The organism is Hyphococcus sp. (assembly GCF_965228385.1).
Classification (GTDB): Bacteria; Pseudomonadota; Alphaproteobacteria; order Caulobacterales; family Parvularculaceae; genus Hyphococcus.
In genome coordinates this window covers 2288933-2315844 of record NZ_OZ245810.1, presented here as the reverse complement: position 1 = coordinate 2315844, position 26912 = coordinate 2288933, and the positions used below count along the sequence as shown (strand labels likewise).

Annotated in this window: 25 protein-coding genes; 16 read left to right on the top strand and 9 right to left on the bottom strand. The window is 59.2% G+C overall.

Annotated elements, in window-relative coordinates:
* Nucleotides 1-3: 3 nt before the first annotated feature.
* The gene (locus tag ACQK2Q_RS10885; protein WP_425409769.1) at nt 4-2109 is read right to left on the bottom strand and encodes an alpha-ketoacid dehydrogenase subunit alpha/beta; all 2106 of its coding nucleotides are present in this window, start codon (nt 2107-2109) and stop codon (nt 4-6) included.
* Between the two features lie 159 nt (nt 2110-2268).
* Between ACQK2Q_RS10885 and ACQK2Q_RS10880 the strand changes: the two genes are divergently transcribed.
* Nucleotides 2269-2733 (top strand): Lrp/AsnC family transcriptional regulator, encoded by a 465-nt coding sequence (locus ACQK2Q_RS10880; protein ID WP_425409768.1) that lies wholly within the window; start codon nt 2269-2271, stop codon nt 2731-2733.
* A 73-nt stretch (nt 2734-2806) separates the two neighbouring features.
* Complete coding sequence (locus tag ACQK2Q_RS10875; protein WP_425409767.1) at nt 2807-4006, top strand: MFS transporter; 1200 nt, start codon at nt 2807-2809, stop codon at nt 4004-4006.
* Nucleotides 4007-4009: 3 nt separating this feature from the next.
* Here the strand turns inward: ACQK2Q_RS10875 and ACQK2Q_RS10870 are convergent, their stop codons facing one another.
* From ACQK2Q_RS10870 to ACQK2Q_RS10860, 3 genes are read right to left on the bottom strand one after another with little or no spacing between them, the layout of a single operon-like run.
* Nucleotides 4010-5377, bottom strand: a complete 1368-nt coding sequence (locus tag ACQK2Q_RS10870; protein ID WP_425409766.1) for an efflux transporter outer membrane subunit — start codon at nt 5375-5377, stop codon at nt 4010-4012.
* A 5-nt stretch (nt 5378-5382) separates the two neighbouring features.
* Nucleotides 5383-7311 carry a MacB family efflux pump subunit gene (locus ACQK2Q_RS10865; protein WP_425409765.1) on the bottom strand — a complete coding sequence of 643 codons (1929 nt, stop codon included), beginning with the start codon at nt 7309-7311 and terminating at the stop codon, nt 5383-5385.
* On the bottom strand, nt 7311-8681 hold the full coding sequence (locus ACQK2Q_RS10860; protein WP_425409764.1) for an efflux RND transporter periplasmic adaptor subunit: 1371 nt from the start codon (nt 8679-8681) through the stop codon (nt 7311-7313). The genes ACQK2Q_RS10865 and ACQK2Q_RS10860 overlap by 1 nt, the downstream gene beginning before the upstream one ends.
* Nucleotides 8682-8933: 252 nt before the next feature.
* On the opposite strand from ACQK2Q_RS10860, the gene ACQK2Q_RS10855 reads away from it, so the two are divergent.
* Complete coding sequence (locus ACQK2Q_RS10855; RefSeq protein WP_425409763.1) at nt 8934-10127, top strand: dipeptidase; 1194 nt, start codon at nt 8934-8936, stop codon at nt 10125-10127.
* Nucleotides 10128-10190: 63 nt separating this feature from the next.
* Nucleotides 10191-11129: a metallophosphoesterase gene (locus ACQK2Q_RS10850; protein ID WP_425409762.1), complete on the top strand. Its 939-nt coding sequence runs from the start codon at nt 10191-10193 to the stop codon at nt 11127-11129.
* Nucleotides 11130-11163: 34 nt separating this feature from the next.
* On the opposite strand, the gene ACQK2Q_RS10845 is transcribed toward ACQK2Q_RS10850, so the two are convergent.
* Nucleotides 11164-11553: a hypothetical protein gene (locus tag ACQK2Q_RS10845; protein WP_425409761.1), complete on the bottom strand. Its 390-nt coding sequence runs from the start codon at nt 11551-11553 to the stop codon at nt 11164-11166.
* 14 nt (nt 11554-11567) lie between these two features.
* Between ACQK2Q_RS10845 and ACQK2Q_RS10840 the strand changes: the two genes are divergently transcribed.
* The 5 genes from ACQK2Q_RS10840 to ACQK2Q_RS10820 are packed head-to-tail and all read left to right on the top strand — an operon-like array spanning nt 11568 to nt 15113.
* Nucleotides 11568-12452: an SDR family oxidoreductase gene (locus ACQK2Q_RS10840; RefSeq protein WP_425409760.1), complete on the top strand. Its 885-nt coding sequence runs from the start codon at nt 11568-11570 to the stop codon at nt 12450-12452.
* Nucleotides 12453-12484: 32 nt separating this feature from the next.
* Complete coding sequence (locus tag ACQK2Q_RS10835) at nt 12485-13195, top strand: extensin family protein (RefSeq protein ID WP_425409759.1); 711 nt, start codon at nt 12485-12487, stop codon at nt 13193-13195.
* Entirely contained in the window at nt 13192-13485 is a 294-nt protein-coding gene (locus tag ACQK2Q_RS10830; protein WP_425409758.1) for an acylphosphatase, read from the top strand. Before ACQK2Q_RS10835 ends, ACQK2Q_RS10830 begins: the two co-directional genes overlap by 4 nt.
* A gap of 43 nt (nt 13486-13528) precedes the next feature.
* Complete coding sequence (locus ACQK2Q_RS10825) at nt 13529-14458, top strand: histone deacetylase family protein (protein ID WP_425409757.1); 930 nt, start codon at nt 13529-13531, stop codon at nt 14456-14458.
* A gap of 40 nt (nt 14459-14498) precedes the next feature.
* Nucleotides 14499-15113, top strand: a complete 615-nt coding sequence (locus ACQK2Q_RS10820; protein WP_425409756.1) for a histidine phosphatase family protein — start codon at nt 14499-14501, stop codon at nt 15111-15113.
* Nucleotides 15114-15179: 66 nt separating this feature from the next.
* Here ACQK2Q_RS10820 and ACQK2Q_RS10815 read toward each other — a convergent pair whose 3' ends face one another.
* Nucleotides 15180-16358, bottom strand: a complete 1179-nt coding sequence (locus ACQK2Q_RS10815; protein WP_425409755.1) for an NAD(P)/FAD-dependent oxidoreductase — start codon at nt 16356-16358, stop codon at nt 15180-15182.
* Between the two features lie 90 nt (nt 16359-16448).
* Between ACQK2Q_RS10815 and ACQK2Q_RS10810 the strand changes: the two genes are divergently transcribed.
* On the top strand, nt 16449-16694 hold the full coding sequence (locus ACQK2Q_RS10810; RefSeq protein WP_425409754.1) for an exodeoxyribonuclease VII small subunit: 246 nt from the start codon (nt 16449-16451) through the stop codon (nt 16692-16694).
* A 21-nt stretch (nt 16695-16715) separates the two neighbouring features.
* Here ACQK2Q_RS10810 and ACQK2Q_RS10805 read toward each other — a convergent pair whose 3' ends face one another.
* Nucleotides 16716-17915, bottom strand: coding sequence for a TonB family protein (locus ACQK2Q_RS10805; RefSeq protein WP_425409753.1), 1200 nt, complete (start codon nt 17913-17915; stop codon nt 16716-16718).
* A 239-nt stretch (nt 17916-18154) separates the two neighbouring features.
* On the opposite strand from ACQK2Q_RS10805, the gene dxs reads away from it, so the two are divergent.
* Nucleotides 18155-20068, top strand: a complete 1914-nt coding sequence (gene dxs / locus ACQK2Q_RS10800; protein WP_425409752.1) for a 1-deoxy-D-xylulose-5-phosphate synthase — start codon at nt 18155-18157, stop codon at nt 20066-20068.
* A gap of 12 nt (nt 20069-20080) precedes the next feature.
* Nucleotides 20081-20551: a methyltransferase family protein gene (locus ACQK2Q_RS10795; protein ID WP_425409751.1), complete on the top strand. Its 471-nt coding sequence runs from the start codon at nt 20081-20083 to the stop codon at nt 20549-20551.
* Between the two features lie 79 nt (nt 20552-20630).
* Here ACQK2Q_RS10795 and ACQK2Q_RS10790 read toward each other — a convergent pair whose 3' ends face one another.
* A complete protein-coding gene (locus ACQK2Q_RS10790; protein WP_425409750.1) occupies nt 20631-21203 on the bottom strand; it encodes a type 1 glutamine amidotransferase domain-containing protein in 573 nt (190 codons plus the stop codon).
* A gap of 97 nt (nt 21204-21300) precedes the next feature.
* On the opposite strand from ACQK2Q_RS10790, the gene ACQK2Q_RS10785 reads away from it, so the two are divergent.
* From ACQK2Q_RS10785 to ACQK2Q_RS10775, 3 genes are read left to right on the top strand one after another with little or no spacing between them, the layout of a single operon-like run.
* Nucleotides 21301-22104, top strand: coding sequence for a TlyA family RNA methyltransferase (locus ACQK2Q_RS10785; RefSeq protein ID WP_425409749.1), 804 nt, complete (start codon nt 21301-21303; stop codon nt 22102-22104).
* Nucleotides 22105-22138: 34 nt separating this feature from the next.
* Nucleotides 22139-23398, top strand: a complete 1260-nt coding sequence (locus tag ACQK2Q_RS10780; RefSeq protein WP_425409748.1) for a class I SAM-dependent RNA methyltransferase — start codon at nt 22139-22141, stop codon at nt 23396-23398.
* A gap of 23 nt (nt 23399-23421) precedes the next feature.
* Nucleotides 23422-24495, top strand: a complete 1074-nt coding sequence (locus tag ACQK2Q_RS10775; protein ID WP_425409747.1) for a class I SAM-dependent methyltransferase — start codon at nt 23422-23424, stop codon at nt 24493-24495.
* Here ACQK2Q_RS10775 and ACQK2Q_RS10770 read toward each other — a convergent pair.
* Complete coding sequence (locus ACQK2Q_RS10770) at nt 24470-25447, bottom strand: alpha/beta fold hydrolase (RefSeq protein ID WP_425409746.1); 978 nt, start codon at nt 25445-25447, stop codon at nt 24470-24472. The two genes, ACQK2Q_RS10775 and ACQK2Q_RS10770, sit on opposite strands and share 26 nt — an antisense overlap.
* A gap of 213 nt (nt 25448-25660) precedes the next feature.
* Between ACQK2Q_RS10770 and ACQK2Q_RS10765 the strand changes: the two genes are divergently transcribed.
* Complete coding sequence (locus tag ACQK2Q_RS10765) at nt 25661-26905, top strand: acetamidase/formamidase family protein (RefSeq protein WP_425409745.1); 1245 nt, start codon at nt 25661-25663, stop codon at nt 26903-26905.
* The last annotated feature ends 7 nt before the right edge of the window (nt 26906-26912 follow it).

The window sequence follows — 26912 nt, the reverse complement described above, 5'->3', positions numbered from 1 at the left end:
AAATTAAAATTCGCAGAGTTCATCGATTTTGGAGGCGATGCGCCCGGCGTCCGGCACAACAGCATTCAACAGCGCGGGATTATGCGGACTTGGCACATCCGGCATGGTGAGGCGCGAGACCGGCGCGTCAAGGTCGAGAAAAGCTTCATCGGCGACGACGCCGGCGATCTCGCCGCCAAAACCGCCGGTTTGCAGATCTTCATGCACGATGAGGCAGCGATGGGTTTTCGACACGGAGGCGAGCACTGTTTCCTTGTCCCACGGCATGAGCGTGCGCAGGTCAATCACTTCGACGCTGCGCGATGACGTCTCCGCCGCCTTTTCACACCGTTCGACCATCGCGCCCCAGGCGATGAGCGTGATGTCGCCGCCCTCGCGCGTCACCTTCGCCTTGCCGAAGGGCAGCTTGTAGTCGTCGCCCGGATAGGCGCGCCGCGCCGAGGCGGCGTCCAGCATGGCGCGGTGTTCAAGGAACATGACCGGATCGTCGCCGCGCAGCGCCGTGCGCAGCAGACCAACGGCGTCTTCGGCGTTGGACGGGACGGCGACTTTCCAGCCGGGCGAGTGCACGAACTGCACTTCATTGGTCTGACTGTGCCAGGGATCGCCGCATTTGAAGAAGCCTACCGGCATGCGCACCACCATGGGCGCGGCGAAGCGGTTATTGGTGCGCCAGCGCATGGTGCCGCAATCATTGATCTGCTCGACCGCAGGGTCGGCGTATTTGCGGAACTGGATTTCCGGTACGGGCAACAGGCCGTTCAGCGCCATGCCGACGGCGCGCCCGATAATGCCTTCTTCCGATAATGACGTATCGAAAACGCGATCGTCGCCATATTTCTTCTGCAGTCCGAGCGTCACGGCGTGAACGCCGCCTTTGGGGCCCACATCCTCGCCGAAGATCACCATCTTGTCGTTGATTGATAATTCATGGTCGAGCGTTTTGCGGATGGCGGTGACCATGTTGATCCGATTGCCTTCCGGCGCCGGCGTCTCTGCGCCTTCGGGCGCAACGAAAGCGCCCCGCAAACCGCCCATGGTCTGCGGCTCGTCGTCGGAAAATACGTGCCGCGTCACAGTTTGAGGGTCGGCGGTCGGCAGGCTTTCCGCTTTTTCCCGCGCGGCTTCGACGTCGGCCTGCGCGCGCTTCTCAATCTCATTCCATTCGGCTTCGTTCATCAATGAAGGGACGAGATGGTCTTTCAATTTCGGCAGCGGGTCACGCTCCCATTCGTTTTCGACAAAGTCTTCCGATTTGTAGGTTTGCGTGTCCTGAAAAGAATGGCCCTGCAGGCGCGGCACGGTCAGCCGCAGAAGGCAGGGGCCTTCAGCGCCGCGGACGGCGGCGACGGCTTCCTTGATCAGCGCCGCCGCCTCTGCGGGATCGGTTCCGTCCCCATCCAGCACTTTCAGGTTTTTAAAGCTGGCGAGATTGGCGGCTATGTTCCGGCCCGGCGTCTGGAAATGCGACGGCACGGAAATACCGTAGCCATTGTCTTCGATATAAAACAGCATGGGCAGTTTCAGCGTCGTCGCCATGGTCAGCGCCGACCAGAAGCCGTTGGTGGCCACTGACGCCTCGCCGCCCAGCACGACCCCGATGGCGCTCTTGTATTCAGAATCGCCTAACGTTTCTGTGCGGAACTTTATGCCTTGCGCCCAGCCGGCTGTAGGCGTGTACTGCGCGCCGACGCCGCCGCACATAGGCAGGGCGGATGGACCGTCCGGATTCGGATAGTTGAAGACAACGCCGATATCGCGTCCGTCGGAATAGCCGCCGGCGCGGGCCAGCGACGAGCCGAGCGCTTCAACAAGATCGACCCCAAGCGACAATAAAATCGGCCGCGAGCGATAATAGCCGCAGATGGCGTCGTGCTTGTGGGTCAATTGTGCGCCGAGCAGCACCTGCGCCATATCGTGGCCGCGCGCGGAAAACTGATAGAGGACTTTTTTTTCCGGAACGAGCGTCGTTTCCTCCAGCGCGTCGAGCGCGCGGGACACTTGCGTTACATAGGCGATGCGGCGCCAGTCGATAGACGGATCGAGGTGATTGGAAGCGCGAGGCGCTTCGGACGCCTCGGAAAAAGCGGGGGCGGCGCTCTTTGACATGAGCTGTCTCCTTCGAGAACTGGCGTTTAGGTCTCCTAGCATCTTCCCCATGAAATTGTTTCTCAAATCCCTGCCGATAGTTCCACATATATGAAAGAAATAATTCGTAGAATTTCAATAATTGATATAAATATATCAAATTATGTAGATGGGTGAAATATGAAGGACGATCTCGACAAGGCTGATCTGAAGCTGCTGCGAGTTCTGCAACAGCAGTGCAGGGCCTCCTCGCAGGACCTGGCCGAAGAAACCGCCATGTCGCCGGCCACATGCTGGCGGCGTATGAAGGCGCTTGAGGAAAACGGGTACATCCGGGAATATTCGGCCAAACTCGACCGCCGGGCGCTCGGCTTTACCCTCAGCGCGTTTGTGCATGTCTCGATTGACCGGCGCTATTCGGAGGTGGTTGAGGACGTGGCGGTTGAAATCGCCAAGCGGCCGGAAGTGCTGGAATGTTGCGCGACAACCGGCGATTCCGATTTTACCCTGCGCGTTGTCGCCAGGGATATCGAGGATTACGACAATTTCCTTGAAAACTTTTTGTTTCGCCTTCCCGGCGTGGGACAGGTGCGCTCCTCAATTGTATTGCGTGAGATAAAACATACCTCGGAACTGCCGATTTGAATTTGTCTCACGGCGTGCTTAGTGCATTTTCGCCATTCATAAGTGATCACCGTGCCGGGCCGGAGCCAAGTCTTTGCTGAATTTCCTGCAGAAAAATTTTCGATGGATCGCCGGCGGGTTTCTTCTCACGTATTTTTCAAGTTTCGGTCAGACGTTTTTCATTTCCGGTTCCATCGCGGAATGGCAAGCGCGGTTTTCATTAAGTCACGGCGAGTTCGGGCGCCTTTACATGGCCGCGACGATCGCCAGCGCGGCGTGTCTGCCCTTTGTCGGGCGTCTGGTCGATGTCGTGGCAGAGCACCGGCTGCTGCTGCTGGTTATTCCGGCGCTCGCCAGCGCGACGCTTCTCGCCGCCTATGCGCCGTCAGTTGCTGTTTTGATTTTCGCGATTTTTCTGCTGCGTCTTTTTGGCCAGGGAATGATGACGCATATCGCGCTGACGGCTACGGGGCGATGGTTCGATGCGTATCGCGGGCGGGCGGTGTCGCTGGTTGTGCTTGGTCATCAGGGCGGCGAGGCGACGCTCCCGCTGGTCTTCGCCGCCATCGCCATCGCTTTTGGTTATCAGGCCGGCTGGATTTTCAGCGCGCTCGCCTTGTTGCTGATCGGACTGCCGCTCAGCATATGGGCCTATAAAAAACCGCGCACGCCGCTTGAATCGGAACAGGCGCAGGTCAAGCCAGTGCGACAATGGACACGCATGCAAGTCCTGCGCGATCCGATTTTCTGGATTTTGCTTACCGGCGTTCTCGCGCCGCCGTTTATCGGCACGACCATTTTCTTTCATCAGGATTATCTCACCGCCTTGCGCGACTGGCCGCCGCAGCTTTTTGCGCAAGGCCTATCGCTGATGGCGGTGACCACGGTTGTGTGCGCATTACTCAATGGCGCCGTAATGGATCGCTTCGGCGCAAAAATGGTCTTGCCGTTTTTCCTGCTTCCCCTGGCGGGCGCGTGTTTTTTCGCATCGGACGCGGAAGGCGCGGCGATGCTTTTCCTGTTCATGGGGCTGCTCGGCGTCAGCTACGGCGTATCGTCCACGCTCTTCGGCGCGCTCTGGCCGGAAATCTACGGGACCAAACATCTGGGCGCGGTCCGTTCGGTCATCGTCTCCGCCATGGTGCTGGCGACAGCTGCGGGGCCGGGGCTGACGGGCACGCTGATTGATCAGGGCGTCAGTCTCCCGGATCAGATGCGCATGATGGGATTTTATTGTCTCGCCGTAGCGGGTCTCATGGCGATGGCCGCTCATGTTTTGCGCAAACGCGGATAGCGTTCAGTTCGTCGCCGCCAGACGATCGGCTTCCGGCGCCCATCCGCCGCCGAGCGCGACAAACAGGTCCACCGCCGCAGTAAGCCGGTCGAGCCGCCCCTGCACAAGGCTGTCCGACGCATTGAAGAACGTTGATTGCGCGTTGAGGAGGCTTGTCAAATTGTCGGCCCCCGTCCGATAGCGAACCTCCGACAATTCCAGCGACCGCTCCGCAGCGTCGTACGCCGCCTCAAGCTGGATTTCGCGTTGCGCCGAAGTCATCAGTCCACTGAGTGAAACCTCAACATCGCGCAGCGCGGAAAGCGTCGCCTGACGGTATTGGGCGATTTGCTCGTCTGCGCGCGCTTCAGCGCTCTCAAGCCCGGCTTCGAGCCGGCCGCCGGAGAAAATCGGTCCCGCAATTGATGACGCCAGCGAGCCAATGACGCTGGCGCCGCCCGTAAGCGGGGCAGCGGACAGGCCGGCGCTTAAATCGATGGTCGGAAAAAAGGCCCGTTGGGCGGCCGCAATATTTGCGTCTGCAGCGCGCAGGGATGCTTCTGCCGTCAAAAGATCCGGCCGGCGCAGTAATAAATTCGAGGGAAGCCCCGGATCGATGGAAGGCGGCGCCATGGCGAGAAGATTTCCCGCTGGCGCGCCGTAACCCTGCGGCGTTCGCCCCAGCAGGATCGCCAGCGCGGTTTCAAACGACAATAATTGCTGTTCCAGTTGCGGAATGCGCGCGCGCGCATTTGCAAGCGCGGCTTCCTGACTGGAGACGTCAAAACCGGAAACATCGCCGGCGTCATAGCGCACATTGATGATCTCAAATATCCGTTCGGAAATATCCAGATTGGACCGCGCGGTCTGCAAACGCTCGCGCAGGGCGAGAATGGAGAAGTAGTTGAACGCAACATCCGACTGCAGGGTCAGTTCGAGCGATTTTTGCGTGAAAACCTGCGCGTCGTACCCGGCGCGCGCAGCCGCCCGGCCGGCGCTGTTCTGCCCGAAAAGATCGAGCTGATAGGAGGCGGAAAGCCGGCCCGATGTCGATATATCGTCAAAATCGTCCTGCGAACTGGATGAGGCCGAGGCGCCGCCGCTGATCGTGGGGAAGAGCGTCGCGTTGGTTGCGCGCACCGATGCGCGCGCCTGCCGCAAGCGTGCGAGGCCGGCGGTGATGTTCTGATTGGCGGCGAGCGCTTCAGCAATGAGACTGTCAAGCGCGGGTTCATCGAATGCGCGCCACCAGTCGGCTTCGATGGCATCGCCGGTTTCATCGCCAGCGTGATCGTAAGCGGCGGGCATAAGCGTTAGGTCCTCTACCGCGGTATGCGGCGTGGCGCAGGCCGTCAGGGCTGTGCAGGCGAGAAAAATGGCGGCTTTGTTCATATCATCTACTCCGACGCCAGCGCGACAACGGGATCGAGGCGCGCGGCTTTCCGGGCGGGCAAGTATCCAAAAATCAGGCCGATCGCGAGCGCGGAGCCAAAGGCGAGGATCGCCGGTTCGGGCGTGATGGAAATGGACATGCCGAAACCTTCAAGCGTGAGCGAGATCGCAAGTCCCAGCGCCAGTCCGATCAGCCCGCCAAGTCCGCCCACCACCAGCGCTTCGGTGTTGAACTGCACCATGATGTCAGAGCGCCGCGCGCCGGTCGCCATTCTGACGCCGATCTCTCGCGTGCGCTCGCTGACATTGACGAGCATGATATTCATCACGCCGATGCCGCCCACAAGCAGGGAGATCGCGGCGATAGAGCCAAGCAGCATGGCGAACGTGCTCTGGGTTTCCTGAACCGACTCCAGAAGCGAAGCTGTATTCCGGATCTGAAAATCTTCCGTACCATGACGGGATAGGACAAGCGCATGCGCCGCCGCCTCGGTTTGCGCGATTGCTTTCGTATCTTCAACAGCGATTGTAATTGACGACAGATAATTCTGTCCGAAAAGCCGCATCATGCCGGTTGTAATCGGGACCAGCACCACGTCATCCATGTCCTGCCCCCACGCCGTCGCGCCTTTGGGCGCGAGAACGCCGGCGACTTCAAATGGCGCGCCGCCGATAAAAACATAGCCGCCGACGGCGCCGCCATCGGGAAAAAGGTTGGTCGCCACTGTAGCGCCGAGAACGACTACGGAGCGGTAAGCGATCTGATCGTCGCCGGAAAAGAATGCGCCCTGATCCAGCGACCAGCGCTGCGCCGCAGGCCAGTCGGAGGATACGCCGTCCACGGTGGTCTGGTAGTCAAGCGCGCCGACGCGCAATGTTTCACGACCGCTGCGCACCGGCACGGCGGCGATAACATTGTCGAGTTCGCCTACGGCCTGCGCATCGGCGGTGGTGAGCGTTGCTATCGCTGAGCCGCGCATGCGCGTGCCGGGGGCGCCGGGCCGCACGAAGAGCAGGTTCGAGCCCATGGTCTCGATGCTGGAGACCACCTGTTTCTGGCTGCCTTCGCCGATGGCGAGCATGGCGACAACGGCGGAAACGCCGATGATCACGCCAAGCATGGTGAGCGATGTGCGGAACAGGTTGGCGCGCAGCGACCGGAAAGCCATTTTCACGGCTTCGCTCATCTGATCGAACAGGGTCGGCGCGGATTGATGTTTTTGATAATGTTCGTTCGCTTCGGCCAATGCCTGGCCGCCGCTGTCTGCAACGATTTCACCGTCTTTGATTTCGATGATGCGCCTGGCGCGGGCGGCGACTGAAGGGTCGTGCGTGATGAGAATGATGGTCCGGCCAGACTGGTGCAGCTCTTCCAGCAATTCGAGAAGATCGCCGCTGGATGATGAATCGAGCGCGCCGGTGGGCTCGTCCGCAAGTATGACTTCGGCGTCGTTCATCAACGCGCGTGCGATCGAGACGCGCTGTTGCTGTCCGCCGGACAGTTCATTGGGCCGGTGGGTCATGCGGTCGCCGACGCCCAGCTTGGTGAGCAGCGCGCCAGCGCGCTCTTCCCGCGCTTCGCGGTTAAGGCCGGCGTAAATGGCCGGTATTTCCACATTCTCAAGCGCTGTTGCACTCGTCAGCAGATTATAGCGCTGAAAAACGAACCCGAACGTGTCGCGCCGTAAGGCGGCGAAACGATCGGCGTCAAGCGCTGCAATATTCTGTCCGCGAATCCGGTAGTCGCCGGCGGTTGGCTTATCGAGACAACCGAGAATATTCATCAGCGTCGACTTGCCGGAACCGGACTGGCCGACGATAGCGACAAACTCGCCTGCGTTGATTTTCAGGGATACGCCGTCAAGTGCGCGGACCTGGGTTTCGCCTTCGCCATAAACGCGCTCGACATTTTCAAGCTCCAGAAGCGCGGTCATTACCGTGGCCCCCTGCGACCCATGCCGCGCGGGCGCCGGCTGCGGTCGTTGTTTTGCTGAATGCGGGGGGCCGAAACCTTTTCGTTCGTCACCACGACATCGCCCTCTGACAGGCCCCATAAAATCTCCGCCTGCGCGCGCGTCGATACGCCGACAAGCACGGGCTGGGGTTGCGGTTCGCCATTGCGCATCACGAGTACGAATTTTCGCTCCGCATCCGGATTAGCGTCACTTGCAGCGCGCATGCCTTCCATACCGGGACGGGCGCGCCGGGCGCGGCGTTCGGCGCCGGCGCGCACGCGCGCCTGATCGTCCTCGCTGGTTTCCGGTTCCGAAGCGTTTGCGGCCATCAGGTTGCGGCCGCCGTCGCGTTCCCGCCGCCTTTCGCCGCCCCGGTCCTCTCGCGCCGGGCGTTCGCGCAGCGCTGCGACCGGCGCCAGAACAGCGTTTTCTGCTTCGCCGGTGATAAAAAACACCTGCGCGGTCATTTCAGGTTTCAGCTGTTCATCGGGGTTCTCAACGTCGAGCAACACTTTGTAAAGCACGACGTCATTCAGCACTTCCGGCTGCGGCAGGACCTGCCGCACGCTGGTGCGCCATTGCTTTTCGCCTCCGCCCAACGTTGTGAAATAGGCCGGCTGTCCTTTTTGAATACGCAGGACGTCCGCTTCCGACACATCCGCTTCTATGGTCATGACGGAAAGATCGGCGATGCGAAGAATGGTCGGCGTCGTCTGGTTCGCATTCAGCGTTTGCCCCACGACAGCGGCTTGCGAGACAATTGTGCCTGAAAGGGGCGCGTAAATTTTCGCAAATTCAAGCGTTGCGATATTCGCCTGTAGCGTCGATTGCTGGCGTTCTTTTTGCGCATCAAGCTGCGCGAGCCGCGCTTCGGCGATTTTCAGATCGGCGCTCGTCGCCTCGTATTCGGCGCGGGAAATTGCATCCGCCTCATGCAGCATTTTCGCCCGTTCGGCGTTGGCGCGCGTCAGTTCAAGCGTCGCCTGTTGCTGAGCGTAAGACGCGTTCAGCTCCTTTAGCTGGGCGCGGTCGGCTTCGACCTGGGCGGCGGCGCGTGTTTCATCGATCTCGGCGAGAAGATCGCCTTTCTCCGCTTTTTCACCGACGGCGATGTGAAACTGTTCAAGCTGGCCGGAGACCTGCGCGCCGACGTCGACGAAATTTTTTGGCTGGACTTTCCCGGCGGCGGAAATGGTCACCTGCAAATCGCCGCGCGTGACGGCGGCCGTTTGATATTCCGGCGCTTTTTCGCGAGACAATAACATGGAGCCTGCGATCGCGGCCGCTATAGCAGCGCCGGCGAACAAGGCCAGCCTGAATGGTTTTTTCGGTATTCGCAGCTTTGCCATAACGGCCCCTTGTTCACGCTTCGCGCAGAACGCTTTCGACAACCGATAAACGCATGAGCCAGCATTATCCGTCGCGTCAGAAGTGTAATTAATTCAACGGGATGCGATTAAGGCGCCGGTAAGGCGCCAATGCGGCGGCCCGATGACAAAAACATCACCGCGCGGTGAGTCTGCGCGCGCTGTTCATCCCTGCGCTTGAGAGAATCATCGCGGTCTGACACAACTGCGCGGGCGTTATTCGAGGTATCTGAAATGAAAAGAATATTTCTCGCCGCCGCCGCGGCGTTTGCGCCGTCTCTTGTTGCGGCCGCGCCATCCGACAGGGCGGTAGAACTTTCAAAGTCATTGATTATCGTTGACGGGCATGTGGATGCGCCAACCTCAATCGCTGAAGACGGCGCCGATATGGCGACCGGAAACAAGGCGGTCGATTTTGACTATCCGCGCGCCAGGGCGGGCGGCCTCGATGCGCCGTTTATGTCGATCTATGTTGCGGCGAAGTACGAAGACACCGGCGGCGCGAAAGCCCGCGCGGATATCCTCATCGGTTTGATGGAAGCAGTCGAAGCGCGCCATCCCGATAAATTCGCCATCGCCTACACGCCGGAAGACGTTCGCCGTTTGCATGAGGAAGGCAAGATCGCAATGCCGCTCGGCATGGAAAACGGCTCGCCGCTGGAAGGCGATTTGAAGAACCTCAAACACTTCTATGACCGTGGCGTGCGCTACATCACGCTGGCGCACTCGAAAGCCAATCACATCTCGGATTCATCATATGATGAGGACAGGCGCTGGGGCGGGCTTTCGCCATTCGGCTATGAAGTCGTGGACGCCATGAACGACATCGGCATGATGATCGACGTCAGCCATCTGACGGACGAATCTATCGAAGACGTGCTCTCTCAGACGCGCGCGCCGGTGATCGCCTCCCATTCGTCGCTGCGCCATTATACGCCGGGTTTCGAGCGCAATCTCTCCGATAATCTGGTCCGCAAGATCGGCGAGAATGGCGGCGTCGTCATGATCAATTACGGCTCGGCGTTTCTGACAGAGGAAGCAAACCGTTATAACGACCCCAGAAACGCCGCCCGGGAAGAACAAGAAGCTGAAATGGGCCGCCCTATGAATGATGAAGAAAGCGCGGCCTTTAATGCAGCGTGGCGGGAAGCGCATCCTTATCCTTTCGCCGGGCTGGAAGATGTTCTCGATCATATCGACCGGGCGGTGGAACTGGCCGGAATTGATCATGTAGGGCTCGGCACGGATTATGACGGCGTTGGAGACTCCTTGCCCATTGATCTGAAAGACGCCTCGAGCTTTCCGACGCTTATCGATGGCCTTCTGGCGCGCGGCTACGATGAAACGGGGATCGAAAAAATTCTGGGCGCCAACGCACTGCGCGTGTGGGAGGAAGTGGAAAGCGCCCGGAAGAAACGCAAATGGTGAAAACCGCGGTTTCTTCTCAATTTTGACGGCCGGTTGCCGCATTCGGAAAATAGTTGATCTGGCATGACCGGTCTCGGGCCACTCGAATGGATCAAGCTGGCGATATTCTACGCCAGTTTTCTTTATTTCATCGCGGCGCCGATGACAGTGTGGGCGATGTTGCGGCGACAAGGGCCGGCGCGCCTGTTGCTCGCCGGGTTTTTTGTCATTATTTCGCTTCTCGCCTATGGCCGCTTTGTCGAGCCGCGGCTGCTTGTCGTTTCGGAACATGCGCTAACGCTGAAAAAATGTTTCAAGACCGGCGGCGCCATGCGCATCGCCGTGTTTTCAGATACGCATAACGGGCTTTTCAAAAATGTGACGCCGGCTGCCCGCATTGTGCGCCGCGTGAACGCGGCAAAGCCGGATTTCGTTCTGATCGCCGGGGATTTCACCTATTATCTCGCGCCGGAAAATTTCACCGATAATTTCAGCGCTTTCGACGATGTGTCGGCGCCTTTGTTCGCCGTTTTGGGCAACCACGATATCGGTCTGCCGGGGCCTGATTTGAGCGAAGCGCTAAACGAAGCGCTGCCGCGCCTTGGCGTTAGGCTGATCGATAATCAAAAACTGAAATTGTCGAATTCCCGGTTTGCGATCGAACTTGTCGGCCTGTCCGATCACCGAGGCGGCCGGCAGGATTTTTCGTTGCTCGCGGCTCAAAGCGATAGCCCCCGTCTGGTTTTAACGCACAATCCGGCGACCGTAAATGATTTGAGCACAGATGAAACTGCCGATCTTCTTATCGGCGGTCACACCCATGGCGGACAGATTCAGGCGCCGGTGCTGACGTGTCTTTTGACGGGCGTTTGCGGCGATGCAGCCTATGGCTTGCGGGAATCAAACGGCGTTCTGACGTTTACAACATCAGGAACGGGGATGGTGGTTGTGCCAATGCGTTTTCGAATGCCGCCGCGCATAGACATTCTTGATGTTCAATACAGCGCCTGCACGGCAAAATAAATCCTAAATTAGTCGATAAAATTTTAACTACTCCTTATACAGAAAAATATTTCCCCAGCTCGGCAACTTTCGTTGCAAAGCGGCGTTTGTCGTTGCATTGTGCTTGCAGCGAGCGGGCGCGCCAATGATGAAAAGGAAACGGAGAATGCCGAAAGACCATCAATTGCCGCCAAATCTTCTTAACATCAAAACTCATATCGATTCTCACGGATTTGGATGCGTTGTCATGAAAGATCACGTTGCGGTAGGCGTCTGCGCCAAATGCGGCGAAGACGGCCGAGTGATGGAGGGCGTGAAACGCGTGCGCTCCTATGATGAGTCCCGGCAGGTTTTCGGGTGCCGGTGCGAAGCGGCTGATTAAATTTCGCACGCTGCGCGCCGCTCTTGTGCTGAAGCGAAACAGGCCTAATGTCAGCCTTGTCAAAGGAGGCTCTGACCATGGCTGATCTCAAAAACAAAACGCTTTTCGTTACGGGCGCATCGCGCGGCATCGGTCTTGCCATTGCGCTGCGCGCCGCCAGGGACGGCGCCAATGTCGCGATCGCCGCCAAGTCCGCGGAACCGCACAAGCATCTGCCGGGCACGATTTACACCGCCGCCGAGGAAATCGAGAATGCCGGCGGCAAGGCGTTGCCGCTGGTGTGCGACATCCGGTTCGAAGATCAGGTCCAGGCCGCCGTCGATGAGACAGTCGGCAAGTTTGGCGGGATTGATATCTGCATCAACAATGCGTCGGCGATTTCACTGACCGGTACGATGGATACGGAGATGAAGCGCTGGGATCTGATGCACCAGATCAATGCGCGCGGTACGTTCCTGACGTCGAAAACCTGCATTCCGCATCTGAAAAAATCGGACAATCCGCATGTGCTGATGCTGTCTCCTCCGCTCGACATGTCGCCGAAATGGTTCGCAGGCCACACCGCCTACACCATGGCGAAATACGGCATGTCCATGTGCGTGCTCGGCATGGCGGCTGAGTTTCAAAAAGACGGGATTGCGTTTAACGCGCTCTGGCCGCGCACGGCGATTGCAACGGCGGCGGTAAAGTTCGCCCTCGGCGGCGAGGCGATGATGCAGGCCTCGCGCACCGTCGACATCCTGTCGGATTCGGCGCATCTTATTTTCACCAAGCCGGCGAAAGAATTTTCCGGCAATTTTATCATTGACGATACGTTCCTTTATGAAAACGGCGTCACGGATTTTGAAAAGTACCGCGTCGATCCCTCGAAAAAGCTGGCGCCCGATTTCTTCGTGCCGGATGCGTCAACGCCGCCGCCCGGCGTCGCTGAGACCTTGATGAGCGGCATGCTCGGCGGGTAATTCGGGACCGGGACAGAACCAAAAGCGATAAGATGCGTTCGGGTTGTATGCCGGGCGTCCTGAAATTAACCCTCGCGGCGGCGGCGCTCGCCGCGATGCTTTACGGCGCATGGCGCGCTTATACGCTCTATGCCCCCGATCATTATGATATTACCGCCCCGTTGGACCTCACGGCGAAACCGACCTTCGTGACAGCGTGGAAGCTGCGCGCCGCAGACGCGCCGGCATGCTTTGCGGCGCTGGAACGCGCGGGTATTCAGTTTCAGCGGCTGCCCGATGAAGAGCGCGGCGAGGGATGCGTTTTTGAAAATGTCGCGCGTCTTGAGCAATCGGCGATATCATGGGGCGGCGGCGTCACCCTGACCTGCCAGATGCTGGCGGGCGTCGCGCAATGGGAGCGTCATACGCTGCAACCGGCCGCGGAAGCGCTTTTTGACTCCAGGGTCGTCCGTGTGCGCCATTACGGAACTTACGCCTGCCGGAATGTCAACAACGCCAGCACGGGGCGCCGCTCGCAGCATGCCCTCGCCAACGCCGTCGATGTCGCCGGATTCGATCTGGAAAACGGCGTGACGATTTCCGTTCTCGACCACTGGGATAAGGACACGCCGGAAGGCGCATTTCTGGAACAGGCGCACGCCGGGGCGTGCGGTTTCTTTGGCTCGGTGCTCGGGCCCGACTATAACGCGCTGCACCGTAATCACTTTCATTTCGACAAGGGCGGCTTTATGGTCTGCCGGTGACCAATGACGCGAACTCTACATGGAAAAGCGTTACCGCGATAATTTCCGGCCGCGTGCAAGGGGTCGGGTTTCGCGACTGGACCCGCCGGGAAGCGCGCCAGCGCGGTCTGTCAGGATGGGTGCGAAACTGTTCAAACGGCGATGTTGAAGCGGTTTTTTGCGGGCCCAACGAAGCGGTGGAGAATATGATCGCCGCCGCCCGGTGCGGACCGGCCACAGCGCGTGTCGATGATATCGGCGTGTCAGAATCTGACGCGCCGCCCCGGCCGGGCTTTGAAATCAAAAGTTGATGCGTTGGCGCATCCTGGAATTCCGTTTGATAAAAGCGATGACATGAAAACCATTCTCTATTCTCACGCGTCTTTCGGCGCTCACGAGGTGCCGCCCGGTCATGTGGAGCATGCCGGCCGCTACGCCGCCGTGGAACAAGCGCTCAGCGCCGGCGGCTTCGACGATCTCGACCGGCGCGTTCCGTCCCGCGCAAGCGCCGAGCAGATTGAGCGCGTCCACCCCGCCGCTTTCCGTTCGCTGGTCGAAGACAACGCCCCGTCCGAAGGTTTTGCGCAGTTTGACGCCGACACTTTTATGGGGCCGTCTTCGCTCGAGGCGACCTTGCGCGCGGCGGGCGGCGCCTGCGCGGCGGTAGACGCGATCTATGCGGGCGGAGCCACCAATGCGTTTGTCGCATCGCGCCCGCCCGGTCATCACGCGGAGCCTGAACGGGCCATGGGCTTTTGCCTTTTCAACGCCGCCGCCGTCGCCGCCATGCACGCGCGCGCCGTCCACGGCGCAAAACGGGTCGCCGTGGTTGATTTCGACGTGCATCACGGCAATGGCACGGAAGCCGCATTCTGGCATGACGAACACGGCTTTTATGCGTCGTCGCACGAATGGCCGCAATATCCGGGAACGGGCCGCAAATCCGACCGCGGCGCTTTTGACAATATAGCGAACGCGCCGCTGGCGACCGGCGAGGGGGGCGAGGCTTTCCGCCGCGCCTGGGGGGAAACGCTTCTGCCCATGCTCTCCGATTTTTCCCCGGATTTTATCGTGATTTCCGCCGGTTTCGACGCCCATGGCGCCGATCCTCTGGGCGGGCTCCGGCTAACGGAAGCGGATTTCGCCTGGGTCACGGCTGAAATCAGGGCCGTCGCCCGCGACAAGGCTGGCGGGCGCATCGTCTCCGTGCTGGAGGGGGGCTATGATTTGCCGGCTCTTGGGCGATCCGCCGCGGCGCATGTTAAAGCCTTGATGGAAGGCTGAAAACCAAGCCATAAGGCTGGCGGGGCAAAGTAGAACTCATATGGCAGGCCGTATCATCACCGCGCGCCACGGGCGTCCAGATCTTTCGCGCGAAGTCACGATCACCGCGAAGGAATACGGCGCCTGGTGGGCGCGATACGACCAGAGCGGTCTGGCGCCGGATGAGCGCCCGCCGGAAAAACTGATCGCCATGGCGAAGAGCGCCGAAACGGTTCTGTCCTCAACCCTGCCGCGCGCCATCGAGACGGCGCGCAAGGCGACGTTGGGCGGGCGCGATGTGCCGGCGGACCCGATGTTCGTGGAGGCGCCGCTGCCGCCGCCGCCGGTTCCGGATTTTTTAAAACTGCGCCCGGGGCAGTGGGGCGTGATCTCCCGCATCATGTGGATCTTGGGATACGCGCCGGAGGGCGTGGAAAATCAGAGCCAGACCTGGGACCGCGTTGAAAAGATCGCCGGCCGGCTGGAGGCGCACGCCCGCGACGGCGATGTTCTGTTATGCGCGCACGGCTATCTCAACTGGATGATCGACCGGCGCCTGCGCCGCAATGGGTGGGGCCGCACCGAACGCAACGGCGGCAATCATTACTGGTCGTGGCGGATTTACGAGCCCGCTGGCGAGAAGCGCGAAGTCGGCGTGACCGCCGCGGCGGAGTGATGTAGTCTTTGCGCAAATTAAAATGTTATTCCGGGCCTGACCCGGAATCCATTATCTTTTTGCACATCAAACCGCCTGCCCAGCCGCCCAACCGGACGACCAGGCCCACTGGAAGTTATACCCGCCAAGCCAGCCGGTGACGTCGACGGCCTCGCCAATGAAATAAAGACCGGGTACGGATTTGACTTCCATGGTCTTTGACGAAAGGGCGTTCGTGTCTACGCCGCCCAGCGTGACCTCCGCCGTGCGGTAGCCTTCTGTCCCTACGGGCTTCACCCGCCAGCGGTTGACCGTGCCGGCGATGGTTTTCAGTTTTGCATCCGGCGCATCGGCGACGCGCGCGCCGGCGCCCGTTTGCGCCGCAACCTTGTCGGCGAGCCGCTTCGGCAGATATTGCGCCAGCAGCGTTTGCGGCGCCAGCTTTCCGCTGGCGCGGCGCGCATCGCGCAACACGCTGAAAACATCCGTACCCGGCGCAAGGTCAACCTCAATCGCGTCGCCTTCGCGCCAGTAAGAGGAAATTTGCAAAATGCTCGGGCCCGACAGCCCGCGATGGGTGAACAACAAAGCCTCGCGAAACGACGTTCCGTTGCAGGAGACTTCGGCCTGCGTGCTGACGCCGGAAAGCGCTTTTGTTTCCGCCAGCAGGTCCGGCGAAAAAGCGAGGGGGACGAGCGCCGGGCGCGGCTCGACCATGGAAAGACCGAATTGCCGCGCCACGCGATAGGCGAAATCGCTCGCGCCCATTTTCGGGATGGACTTGCCGCCCGTGGCGATCACGAGCCTGCGCGAAGAGACATCGCCGCCGCTGGTGTTAAGCAAAAAGCCGCCGGTTGTTTTTTCGATACGCCCGGCGCTTGTGGAAAGTTGCAATTTCACATTCGCATCCGCCGCATCGCTTAGCAGCATGGCAATGATCTCTTTCGACGAATCGTCGCAAAAAAGCTGGCCCAGCGTTTTTTCATGCCAGGCGACGCCGTGCGCATCGACGCGGGCGATGAAATCAGCCGCCGTGAAGCGCTTCAGCGCCGAGACGCAAAATCGCGGATTTTGCGAGATGAAATTCGCCGGCGCGGCGTGGATATTGGTGAAATTGCACCGCCCGCCTCCGGAAATGCGAATTTTTTCCGCAGGCTTCGCGCCATGCTCGATCAGGAGAACGCGCCGGCCGCGCCGCCCCGCCTCAATGGCGCACATCAGCCCCGCGGCTCCGGCGCCGACAATGACGACGTCATAATTTTCCATCCGCCGGTCATATGAGATCGGGCGGCAAGATCAATGGCCTCGTCAAAAAGCGGCTTGCCTTGGAGCGCCGCGCGCCGCTAAACGGTTCTCATGGCTAAAAAACCCGACGACATCGCAACGCTCAGCTTCGAAAAGGCGCTCGCCGAGCTGGAAGAAATTGTCCAGAAACTGGAAAGCGGGCAGGCGGCGCTGGAAGACTCCATCGCGCTTTACGAGCGCGGCGCGGCGCTGAAGGCCCACTGCGAGAAGACGCTGAAATCCGCCCAGGAAAAAATCGAAAAAATCGTCGTAACCGGCGACGGCAAGCCGAAAACGCAAAAAGCGAGTTTTGAGTAGGTCAATACCTTGCGACGTATTTTATTCTGGCATCAGTTCAAAACTGAACATGGTTATCAAATCCTTCCGGCATTCTTGACTGTCTATAACCGGAGTAGACGAGCGCCACTTTGAAAGGGCTTCGAGAACGACTTCACCGAAATATTGGCTTGGCACCTCGGCGAGTATCTTTGCTTTTATAGGGACGCCGTTCTCATCAATGTCATACCCCACCATAACGGAGCCAACATACCATTTATTCAAAGCGGTTCTCGGATATTTCGGCGGTATTCGTTCCATTTCCATATTGCAACTTTCGGCGGAACGGCTACTAGGAAAAACTGCGTTCATATCAAAAGATAAAAATTTCGTCGGATCTGCAATTTCATCATCTGGCAAATCGCGCAGCCTAATACGCGAACCGGTCCATGTATCTGGACGATCATCCTGGTAATTTGAAATTGTGCGAAGCATGACCTGCGCAGCGCTGTTCCAGGTGAGAATAAGAGCCAGAGTGCTGTCAAAAGTATCTACGTCGTTTTGAACTGGGAAAAGTCTGCTCGCGCGAACGAAATCCTTATTTGCATCCAATATGCTCTGAGCTTTCAATTCATCATAAAACAATTTTGATACGCCCTGAACCAATATTGCTCTGGCTCTGCTCACATAATTGTTTGTGTCGGCTGCAAAAATATATTTCTCCGCTTTTTCAGCGCTAACTCTCGCATCCTCGTATTTGCTATCCTCAAAATCAGCATTCGCCAGTATCAACCACATTGTCGCAATATCTTGGGAAGCCGGAACGCCTTGTTGCGCTAATACATTCAATGCAGAACGCAGGTCATCGCGTTTTCTATTGGTTTTCGAGTCGAGAGAAAATTCAGAAAAAGCCAGAAACAACATCAGTTCGTCCGCCGGCAAGTCGGCGATTCCCGCCTGTTGCAACTCGTCCGCGCGGCGCAGCGCCTCTAGCGCGCCCTCAGTGTTCGAATAAAGAACATACTGGCCGTAATTATAGGCGAGAACCGCGGTGAGCGCGTCGTCGCCCAGTTCTTGTTCTGCGGCCTGCCAGGCGGCGTAGCCGTGCGCTGCAGCGGCGTCAGCGTCGCCGCTTTCAAGCGCCGCATTATAGGCCTTGTATTCGTCGAGATAGGTCTGGGCGCTCGCCGCGCCGGCAAGGAGAATCACCATGCCCAGCGCGACACAGCCGGCCGCGCGCAAAAACATCAAATGTGATTTCAATTTATTGCCCCCCATTTCGCCCTTCGCGCACTATATCAACAGACGTCACGGCGGCCAAATCAGCGGCGTTGAGGTCTTTTCCCGGGGCGCGCGTCCATTAAGCAACAATCGGCTTTAAATCGCCGCCATCTGCTCACGATTTTGGCCGGGAAGGGGTGGAGAAATCTCCCCAAGACGCTAGAACGGGCCTTTCGCCCCTGGGCGGGCGCGAAACGTCAACAAAATAAAGAGGTTGTCCCATGGCCGCAGAGACGCCGCTGCTCGATACAGTGAAATTCCCAGCCGATCTTCGCAAGCTGGAGAAAAGCCAGTTGCGCCAGCTCGCCGACGAATTGCGCGCGGAGATGATCGACGCCGTCTCGGTCACCGGCGGGCATCTCGGCTCGGGTCTTGGCGTTGTGGAGCTGACGACCGCCATTCATTACGTTTTCAACACCCCGGACGACCGGCTGGTCTTTGACGTAGGCCATCAGTGCTATCCGCATAAAATTCTCACCGGCCGGCGCGACCGTATCCGCACGCTGCGCCAGGGCGGCGGGCTTTCCGGTTTTACGAAACGGTCCGAGAGCGAATACGATCCCTTTGGCGCCGCCCATGCGGCGACGTCGATTTCCGCAGCCACCGGCTTCGCCGAAGCCTCGCGTCATCTGAAAAAAGAAACAACGTCCATCGCCGTCATCGGCGACGGCTCCATGTCGGGCGGCATGGCCTATGAGGGTCTGAACAACGCCGGGCATCTGGGCTCGAAACTGGTCGTCATCCTCAACGACAACGATATGTCGATTGCGCCGCCTGTGGGCGCCATGAGCGCCTATCTGGCGCGCGCGTCTTCATCCGGCGTTTATCAAGGCTTCCGTTCGTTCGGAAAACAGCTCGCCAAACGCTTGCCGAACGCCGTTTACAAGCAGCTCGCCAAAGCCGAAGAATACGGCCGCGGCATGTTCACCGGCGGCACGCTGTTTGAAGAACTCGGCTTTTACTATGTGGGGCCGATTGACGGGCACAATCTGGACCAGCTCGTTCCCGTCCTTGAGAATGTTCGCGACATGGAAGACGGCCCGGTTCTCGTTCATGTCGTCACGCGCAAGGGCGCCGGTTATCCGCCTGCGGAGGAATCGGCGGACAAATATCACGGCGTCGCCAAGTTCGACGTGGTTTCCGGCAAACAGAAAAAAGGCACGCCCAACGCGCCGGCCTATCAGAAAGTCTTCGCCAAATCGCTTATCAAGCTGGCTGAAGAAGACGACAAGATCATCGGCATCACAGCGGCGATGCCGTCGGGCACCTCGCTCGATATGTTCGCAGACGTTTATCCTGACCGGTGTTACGATGTCGGTATCGCCGAACAGCACGCGGTGACCTTTGCAGCGGGCCTCGCGGCTGACGGCATGCGCCCCTTCGCGGCGATTTATTCGACATTTCTTCAACGGGCGTATGATTCCGTTGTGCACGACGTCGCCATTCAGAATCTGCCGGTGCGGTTCCCCATGGACCGCGCAGGGCTTGTGGGCGCTGACGGCCAGACGCACGCCGGCGCCTTCGATCTTGCCTATCTTGGCTGTCTGCCGAATATGGTTTTGATGGCGGCGGGCGATGAAGCCGATCTGGTGCATATGACGGCGACCGCAGCCGAGTATGATGAAGGCCCGATCGCGTTCCGTTATCCGCGCGGCGAAGGCGTCGGCGTCGATCTGCCGGAAAACGGCAAGCTTCTGGAAATTGGCAAGGGCCGGATCATGCGCGAGGGCACGAAAGTGGCGATTCTGGCGCTGGGCGGACGGCTTGTGGAGGCGTTGTCGGCCGCCGACACGCTGGAGACGCAAGGCATTTCCACGACCGTCGCCGATGCGCGTTTCGCCAAACCGCTGGATCACGACCTGATCATGCGCCTGGTCCGCGAGCACGAAGCGGTTATCACCGTCGAGGAAGGTTCGCGCGGCGGATTCGGCGCTTTCGTCCTGCATTTCCTCGCGGAAACCGGTCTGCTCGATACCGGCGTCAAAATCCGCACCATGCATTTGCCGGATGTTTTCCAGGATCAGGATTCGCCGGCGAAAATGTACGACACGGCGAAACTCAACGCCGCGCATATCGTTGAACGCGCGCGCGAAGCGCTGGGCATGGGCGCGAATGTCGTTAATCTGCATGGCTAAGGGAGGAGGGCGATGGTTGAGCCAGCGCCGCGGCCATCTTTCCTCGTCATTATCCCGCCGCCGGTCTGGGCGCTGCTCTTTTTATTGACGGCGGTGATCTCGGGCCGGCTTCTTGATCTGAATACGCCTTTGCAAAATGTCTGGCTTGGCGCCGTTGTGTTCGCCATCGGATTTTCGATTTCAGCGTCTGGCCGCATCGCATTTGCGCGAGCGAAAACAGAGGTTGTCCCTGTTTCCGAAAAAAATTCTGCGCTGGTGACGGGCGGGCCGTTTCGATACAGCCGCAACCCGATGTATCTCGGCATATTGATCGCGGTCGCAGGATTGGCGCTGATGGCGGGAACCTGGGCGGCGCTGTTCGCCATACCGGCGTTTTTTCTGTTTACGAACTTTATCAGCATTCCTTACGAAGAAGAAAAAATGGAACGCCAGTTCTCAGAGACGTACCGGGCGTACAAATCGAAAGTGCGCCGCTGGCTTTGAGCGTGACGGAAAAAAAGTCCCGCCCGATACGGGCGGGACTTTCCGTCATCCGCGTAGAAGGGGCGTTAATTGAGAGGGACTACGCGGCGACTGATTTTTTCTGCCCGTCATGTTTGCCTTCGCAAAATTCCTCAACGAGCTTTTTGTTGAACGCCGGCAAATCGTCCGGGTTGCGGCTGGTCACAAGGCCTTTGTCGACAACGACCTCTTCATCGCTCACATCGGCGCCGGCGTTTTTAAGATCGATCTGTATCGCTTCAAAACCTGTCATTTTGCGGCCCTTAACGACATCGGCGCTGATCAGCACCTGCGGGCCGTGACAGATCGAAGCCACTGGTAAATTGCGCGCAAATGCGCCGCGAACAAATGCTATGACTTTTTCGTCCCGGCGCAGCGCATCCGGATTATAAAGGCCGCCGGGTATAACGAGGCCGTCATATTCATTGACATCGGCGTGTGAAATTTCTTTATCCACTTTCACCGACTTGCCGCGTTCCATGTGGCGGAAGCCTTGCACCTCGCCCTCTTTAAGCGAAATGATATCGACTGACGCGCCTGCGTCTTTCAGCGCATCGAGGGGCGAGAATAATTCTGATTCTTCAAAACCGTCTGCGGCGAGGATTGCGATTTTTTTATTTCCAAGTTTTGCCATGTCATGCCTCCTTTTTCCGTATCGGCTTTTTATATCGGCGTTACTGACGCCAGTATCGCAGCAAACACGCCGAACCGCCGGGACGTTCCACAAAAGCATGAAATCAAAAAATATTTTCGCGCCGGCGCTGCAATCATATTACAATCGCTTAACTGGCGTTGCGGTGAATCTTATGCGGCTCGATCAAACTCTCGTACTCCGGCGCCTTGCCGCCAGCAGAGCGCGCGCGCAGGCGTTAATCGATGCGGGACGTGTGCGCGTTAACGGCGCGGTCGCGCTCAAAGCGTCCGTGAAAATTTCAGACGACGCGAACATTACCGTTGAGGGGGATCTTCATGCTTTCGTTTCGCGCGGCGGCCTCAAGCTTGAGGCGGCGCTGGCGGAAATGAGCATCAATGTCGCCGGGTTAACGTGTCTAGACCTTGGCGCGTCGACCGGCGGCTTTACAGATGTCTTATTACAGAACGGCGCAGCGAAAGTTTACGCGGTGGATGTGGGGCATGGACAGCTTCACGAGAAAATCAGGAAGGACAGCCGTGTCGTCAATCTTGAGAAGACCCACGCCTATGATTTGTCGCCGGCGCTTGTTCCTGAACAGGTGGATTTTATCGTCTGCGACGTCAGTTTCATCAGCCTGAAAAAAGCGCTGCCCCATGCGCTTACGTTTGCGGCGCCGCATGCGGGCTTTATTGCGCTGATCAAACCGCAATTTGAAGTAGGCCCCGCCGGGGTCGGCAAGGGCGGCCTGGTGCGTGAAGATCTCGCCAGACAAACCGCAGACAATCTGCGCGATTGGGTTGAAGACCTTGCGGGCTGGCGGGTCGCCGGCCTGATTGAAAGCCCGATAAAGGGCGGCGACGGCAACATGGAATTTCTGATTGGCGCAACGAAAACATCATAGACCCCGCCGCGCGACAAAACCTGCTCGAACTGCGGTGCTGCGCATTGATTCAATCGGCGCGTATGGCGACGGCGTCGCCGGGCATGACGGGACCAGTGTCTATGTTCCGTATACGGCGCCAGGCGATGAGGTAAAGATTGCTTATCGCGGCAATCGCGGAGAAATGACCGCGCTATTGTCTCCGGGGCCGGGCCGGCGCGCCGCGCCCTGTCCATTGTTCGGCGCATGTGGCGGCTGCGCGCTGCAGCACATCGAAACGAAAGCCTATGAAACGTGGAAGCGCGACATTGTGGTCAGCGCGCTTGGCCGGGAAGGGTTCGATGAAACCCTCGTCGCGCCGCTTGTCGCATGCGCGCCCGCGTCGCGCAGACGCGCCCGGTTCGCCGTGCAACGCACGCAACAAGACGCGCAGCAGGGCATGATTTTCGGTTTCAATGAACGCCGTTCAACGCGAATTGTTGATGTCGCATCATGCCTTGTTCTCGAAGACCGGCTGGAAAAGGCGCTCGCCGGTTTGCGCGGCCTCGCTGGCGCCGCGCCCCCTGACTGGCGAAAATTCGATGTTTCCGTGACGCTCTGCGACAATGGTCTTGATGTGGTTTTTCTGGGCGGCGACGCAACGCCGGAGATGAGCGGCGCGCGGCTCTCGGCGCTGACCGAAGCGGCGCGTGACGCAGGGGTGATCCGGCTAGGCGTGGACGACGAGACCATTGTTGCTTTTGCGTCGCCCCGGGTTGTGTTTGGTAATATTCCGGTTGCTGTTCCGCCGGCGGGTTTTTTACAGGCGAGCCGGGAAGGGGAGACGGCGCTGGTGCAAATCGTGAAAGCCGGCATCGGCGAGGCGGCCCGTATTGCGGACCTTTTTTCCGGTTGCGGCGCGTTTGCGTTTCCGCTGGCCGAAAAGGCGCAGATCGATGCGTTCGATTCTGACGCAGACGCCATTGCAGCGCTGAACGCTGCGGCGAAGGCGGCCCAGGCCCGGCGTGCAGTGACGGGGCGCGCAGTAACGGGGCGCGCCCGCAATCTATTTGAACGCCCGCTCATGGCCGAAGAGCTGAAACCGTATGGCGCAGTGGTCTTCGATCCGCCGCGCGCGGGCGCGAAAGCGCAAGCGGAACAACTGGCTGCGAGCGCAGTGCCGCGTGTTATCGGGGTCTCCTGCAATCCTTCGACTTTCGCGCGCGACGCTGCGATCTTGCGGGACGGCGGCTACGCCCTGTCGCAGGTGACGCCCGTTGATCAATTCGTCTATTCTCCCCATGTGGAACTCATCGGGATTTTCACGAAAGACTAGGCGCGGATGATCAGGCAGGCACCATGGCGGCGTTAATTTCTGCAATGTCGAATAGCGCAAAGCGCGTCGCCTATGGCGCCTCGCAGGCCGCGCGGGTCTTATGGTATACCGGGCATTATGCTTACGGGCGCCGGCTCATGGGGCCGCTGACCGATCCGGGACAAGCGCCGTATGCGGAAGAATTCGGCCCGCTCGACCGCAAGCGCCTGAAGGAAGCGTTCAAGGAGCTGTTCCGCCGCGACTGGAAGAATATCGAGGCGGGCGTCTATAAGCTTCCCGTCGATATGCGCCAGCCGCCGTCTTTTGCAAAACTCTGGAAGCAAAGCCGCGATTATTTACGCGATTCGGAGAAGGTTGCGCGCCGCAAGGCCGCGCGCGGGCATTCTGAAGTCTATTCACAGGCGCAGAAAGAAAAATTTCCGCGTTATTATCTTCAGAACTTTCATTACCAGACCGACGGCTGGCTGTCGGAAAGCTCCGCCGACAGGTATGACATGCAGGTGGAGACGCTGTTCACAGGCGCGGCGGGCGCCATGCGCCGGCAATCCCTGCCGTTTGTGCGAAAAGCCCTCGAGGGTAAAGACGCCGCCAGCGCGCGGCTTCTCGATCTTGGTTCCGGCACCGGGCGTTTTCTTGGCGATGTGAAGGACAACTGGCCTGCGCTCGGCGTCACCGCGCTTGATTTGTCGCCCGCCTATCTGGGCAAGGCGCGCAACGCGCTGGGGCGATGGAAAGACGTGACCTACCTTCAGGCGCCGGCGGAAAATACCAGTCTTGAAGACGGATCATTCGATATTGTCACGGCGGTTTATCTGTTTCACGAACTGCCGCCGAAGGTGCGCGGCGAGGTCGCCGCCGAGATCGCGCGGCTGTTGAAACCGGGCGGTACGCTCATTCAGGCCGACACCATTCAGTATGGTGACGAACCGGGTTTCGATATCTTGCTCGAAAATTTTCCGCGCGGCTTTCACGAGCCCTATTACGATAGCTATTGCCGCACGGATCTGGGCGCGCTGTTCGGCGAGGCGGGACTTGAAAAACAGGATGAAAGACTGGCGTTCCTGACGAAGATCACAACGTTCCGGAAGCCTGGCTGACCAGGACATCGTCCAGAAACGCGTCGATATCCGCGGCGGTCCGGTCGGGCGCTTCCTCCATGGGCAGATGGCCGACGCCTTCATAGACGATGACCCGCGTATTCTGCATGCGCTCTTCAAATGTCTGCGCGGCGCTGGCGTAAATCAGCCGGTCTTGCGCGCCCCACAGGATCAGCGTCGGCGCCGCGATCTCGCCGATGCGTTCGGCGTATTGCGGCTCGCGCACGGTTAAAAAGCGCTGGCCCGCGGCCTTGCGGTTGCCGGGATAACGCAACAGCTCCCAGTAGCGGTCCACCGCCTCCTCGGTGACGATCGACTGGACCGATACGGACTGGCGCATCGATTCCTCCACCGCCGCGCGCGGCGTAAAGCGCTGCATCAGGAAACGCCCCGCCGGATGGGCGAGCAGCCGGAAGCCGAGATTAAGCGGCGGCTCTTCTTCGCCCTCGCGCAGCGGCATGCCCGCCGCATCGAGGAGGAGAAGCGCCTCCACCCGGTCCGGATGGTCGAGCGCATAACGCCAGCTCAACCAGCCGCCCATGGAGTTGCCCCCGAGGACGAAACGCTGAAGCCCCGTCTCCGCCGCCACGAGATTGAGCGCCGCCAGCATGCCGTCAGCGGAATAATCGTGCGCTCCGTTCGGGCCGGTCAGCCCATGGCCCGGCAGGGTCAGCGTGATCAGCCGGTATTCGCCCCCCAGCCGCTCGACCAGCGGCGCCCATGTATGCAGCGAGGCGGAATTGCCGTGCAGGAGGACGATGGGAACGCCGTTCCGGTTTCCCTCATCGCGATAGTGGACGCGCAGCCCGCCCGGCCCCTCGGCGAAGCGCGAGTGCTCATTTGTATACTTCGCCTCCATCGCCGCGGGGTCCGTGTCCAGCGTCTGCAAAAAGACGAACGCCCCCGCGAGCGCGACAACAAACAAGAGCGGCAAGGCGTAACGCTTTTTCATGAGGGCGGGTTATAGGCGCGGCGAAGGCGAAGGGAAAGCGGGTGGGGCAGCGGGGTCTGAAATGGATGCATGCGCGGGCGAAAGCGGACATTCGCTGGCACTCAATTAACGTCCGCTTTTTGGAATTTCCAGACATATGCTAAGGTAAGTCTGCATGTCATGACCTGACATAAAGCTGACATTGGTTCTTTTCGTCATCCTGGGGGCGCACGTATGAAATTCGGCCTTTTAACATGGATTACTTGCGGGTTCCTTTTGACGATGGTGATGTTGGAAGACTCTGCTGCTGAAACCATCTTAGGCGACCTCAGCGTGAACTGCGCCGAGGACCCGGCGTGTGTAAACCGCCTCCATCCAGACATCCCAATGGTCGTCAAGGCTGATCCCGGCGAGCGCATCGTGTTCTTCGGACGTGACGCTTTCGACCTCACTCTTGACCCTGACGAGTTCTCAAGCGCGCAAAGCAATCCCCGAGAAGGCGTCGGCATTGTCCATGCGTTAACCGGGCCGGTCTATATCAACGGCGCCAAGGCAGGCGACGTGTTGGCCGTCACTATCGAGGAGATCAAACCCGCCGAAGTCGGCTGGACCGAAGCTGGGGCATTCGGTTTTGCTGCTGACCAATTTGGAACTGACGGGCGTTTTATCGTCTGGCGTTTAAATGACGATTATGCTGAGAGCGATGCATTGCCTGGCGTGCGTATTCCGAACGCAAGTTTTCCTGGGGTCGTGACAACTTTACCCGGAGCAAAACTGCTTTCTGACGTCCTTGAGAGAGAGAAACAGCTGCTGGCGTCAGGCGGCGCGGTGTTACCCCCGGATCCTGACGAGGCGAAGCCGGCTGAACTTTGTGGGGTAGACGGAGCAAAACCTGCGGAGTGCCTTCGGACAGTTCCACCACGCGAACATGGCGGCAACATGGACATCCGCTACATCACAATCGGCACGACCGTGTATTTGCCGTGTCTTGTCGATGGTTGCGGTCTGGCGGTTGGCGACTTTCATTACGCGCAGGGCGATGGCGAGGTGGCTGGCACGGCGATCGAGATGGGCGGCAAAATGACAGTCACAGCCCGCCTGGCTGAAAATCCGCCGAACCTGTCTCGCGGTCCACACTACGAGGGGCCTGCGTCGGTGCTCAGGATACCGTCAGACCGCTTTTACGCAGTGACGGGGTTTCCGCTAAAGGAAAAAGGCGACATACCCGCAAACCTTGCCTATCTCGAGTCCCCGAAAATCGCGGATCTAAGCAACCTTTCCAGCGATATTAATCTTGCGGCGCGAAACGCTCTGGCCGCAATGATCGACTATATCATGTCGGAGTATGGTTATGACCAGACTCAGGCTTACATTATCGCGAGCATTGCGGTGGATATGCGAATTGGGCAGTTGGTTGACGTACCGAATGTCGGCGTGACAGCGATACTGCCGCTAGATATCTTTGTCGGGCGCGATTAGCGCTTAC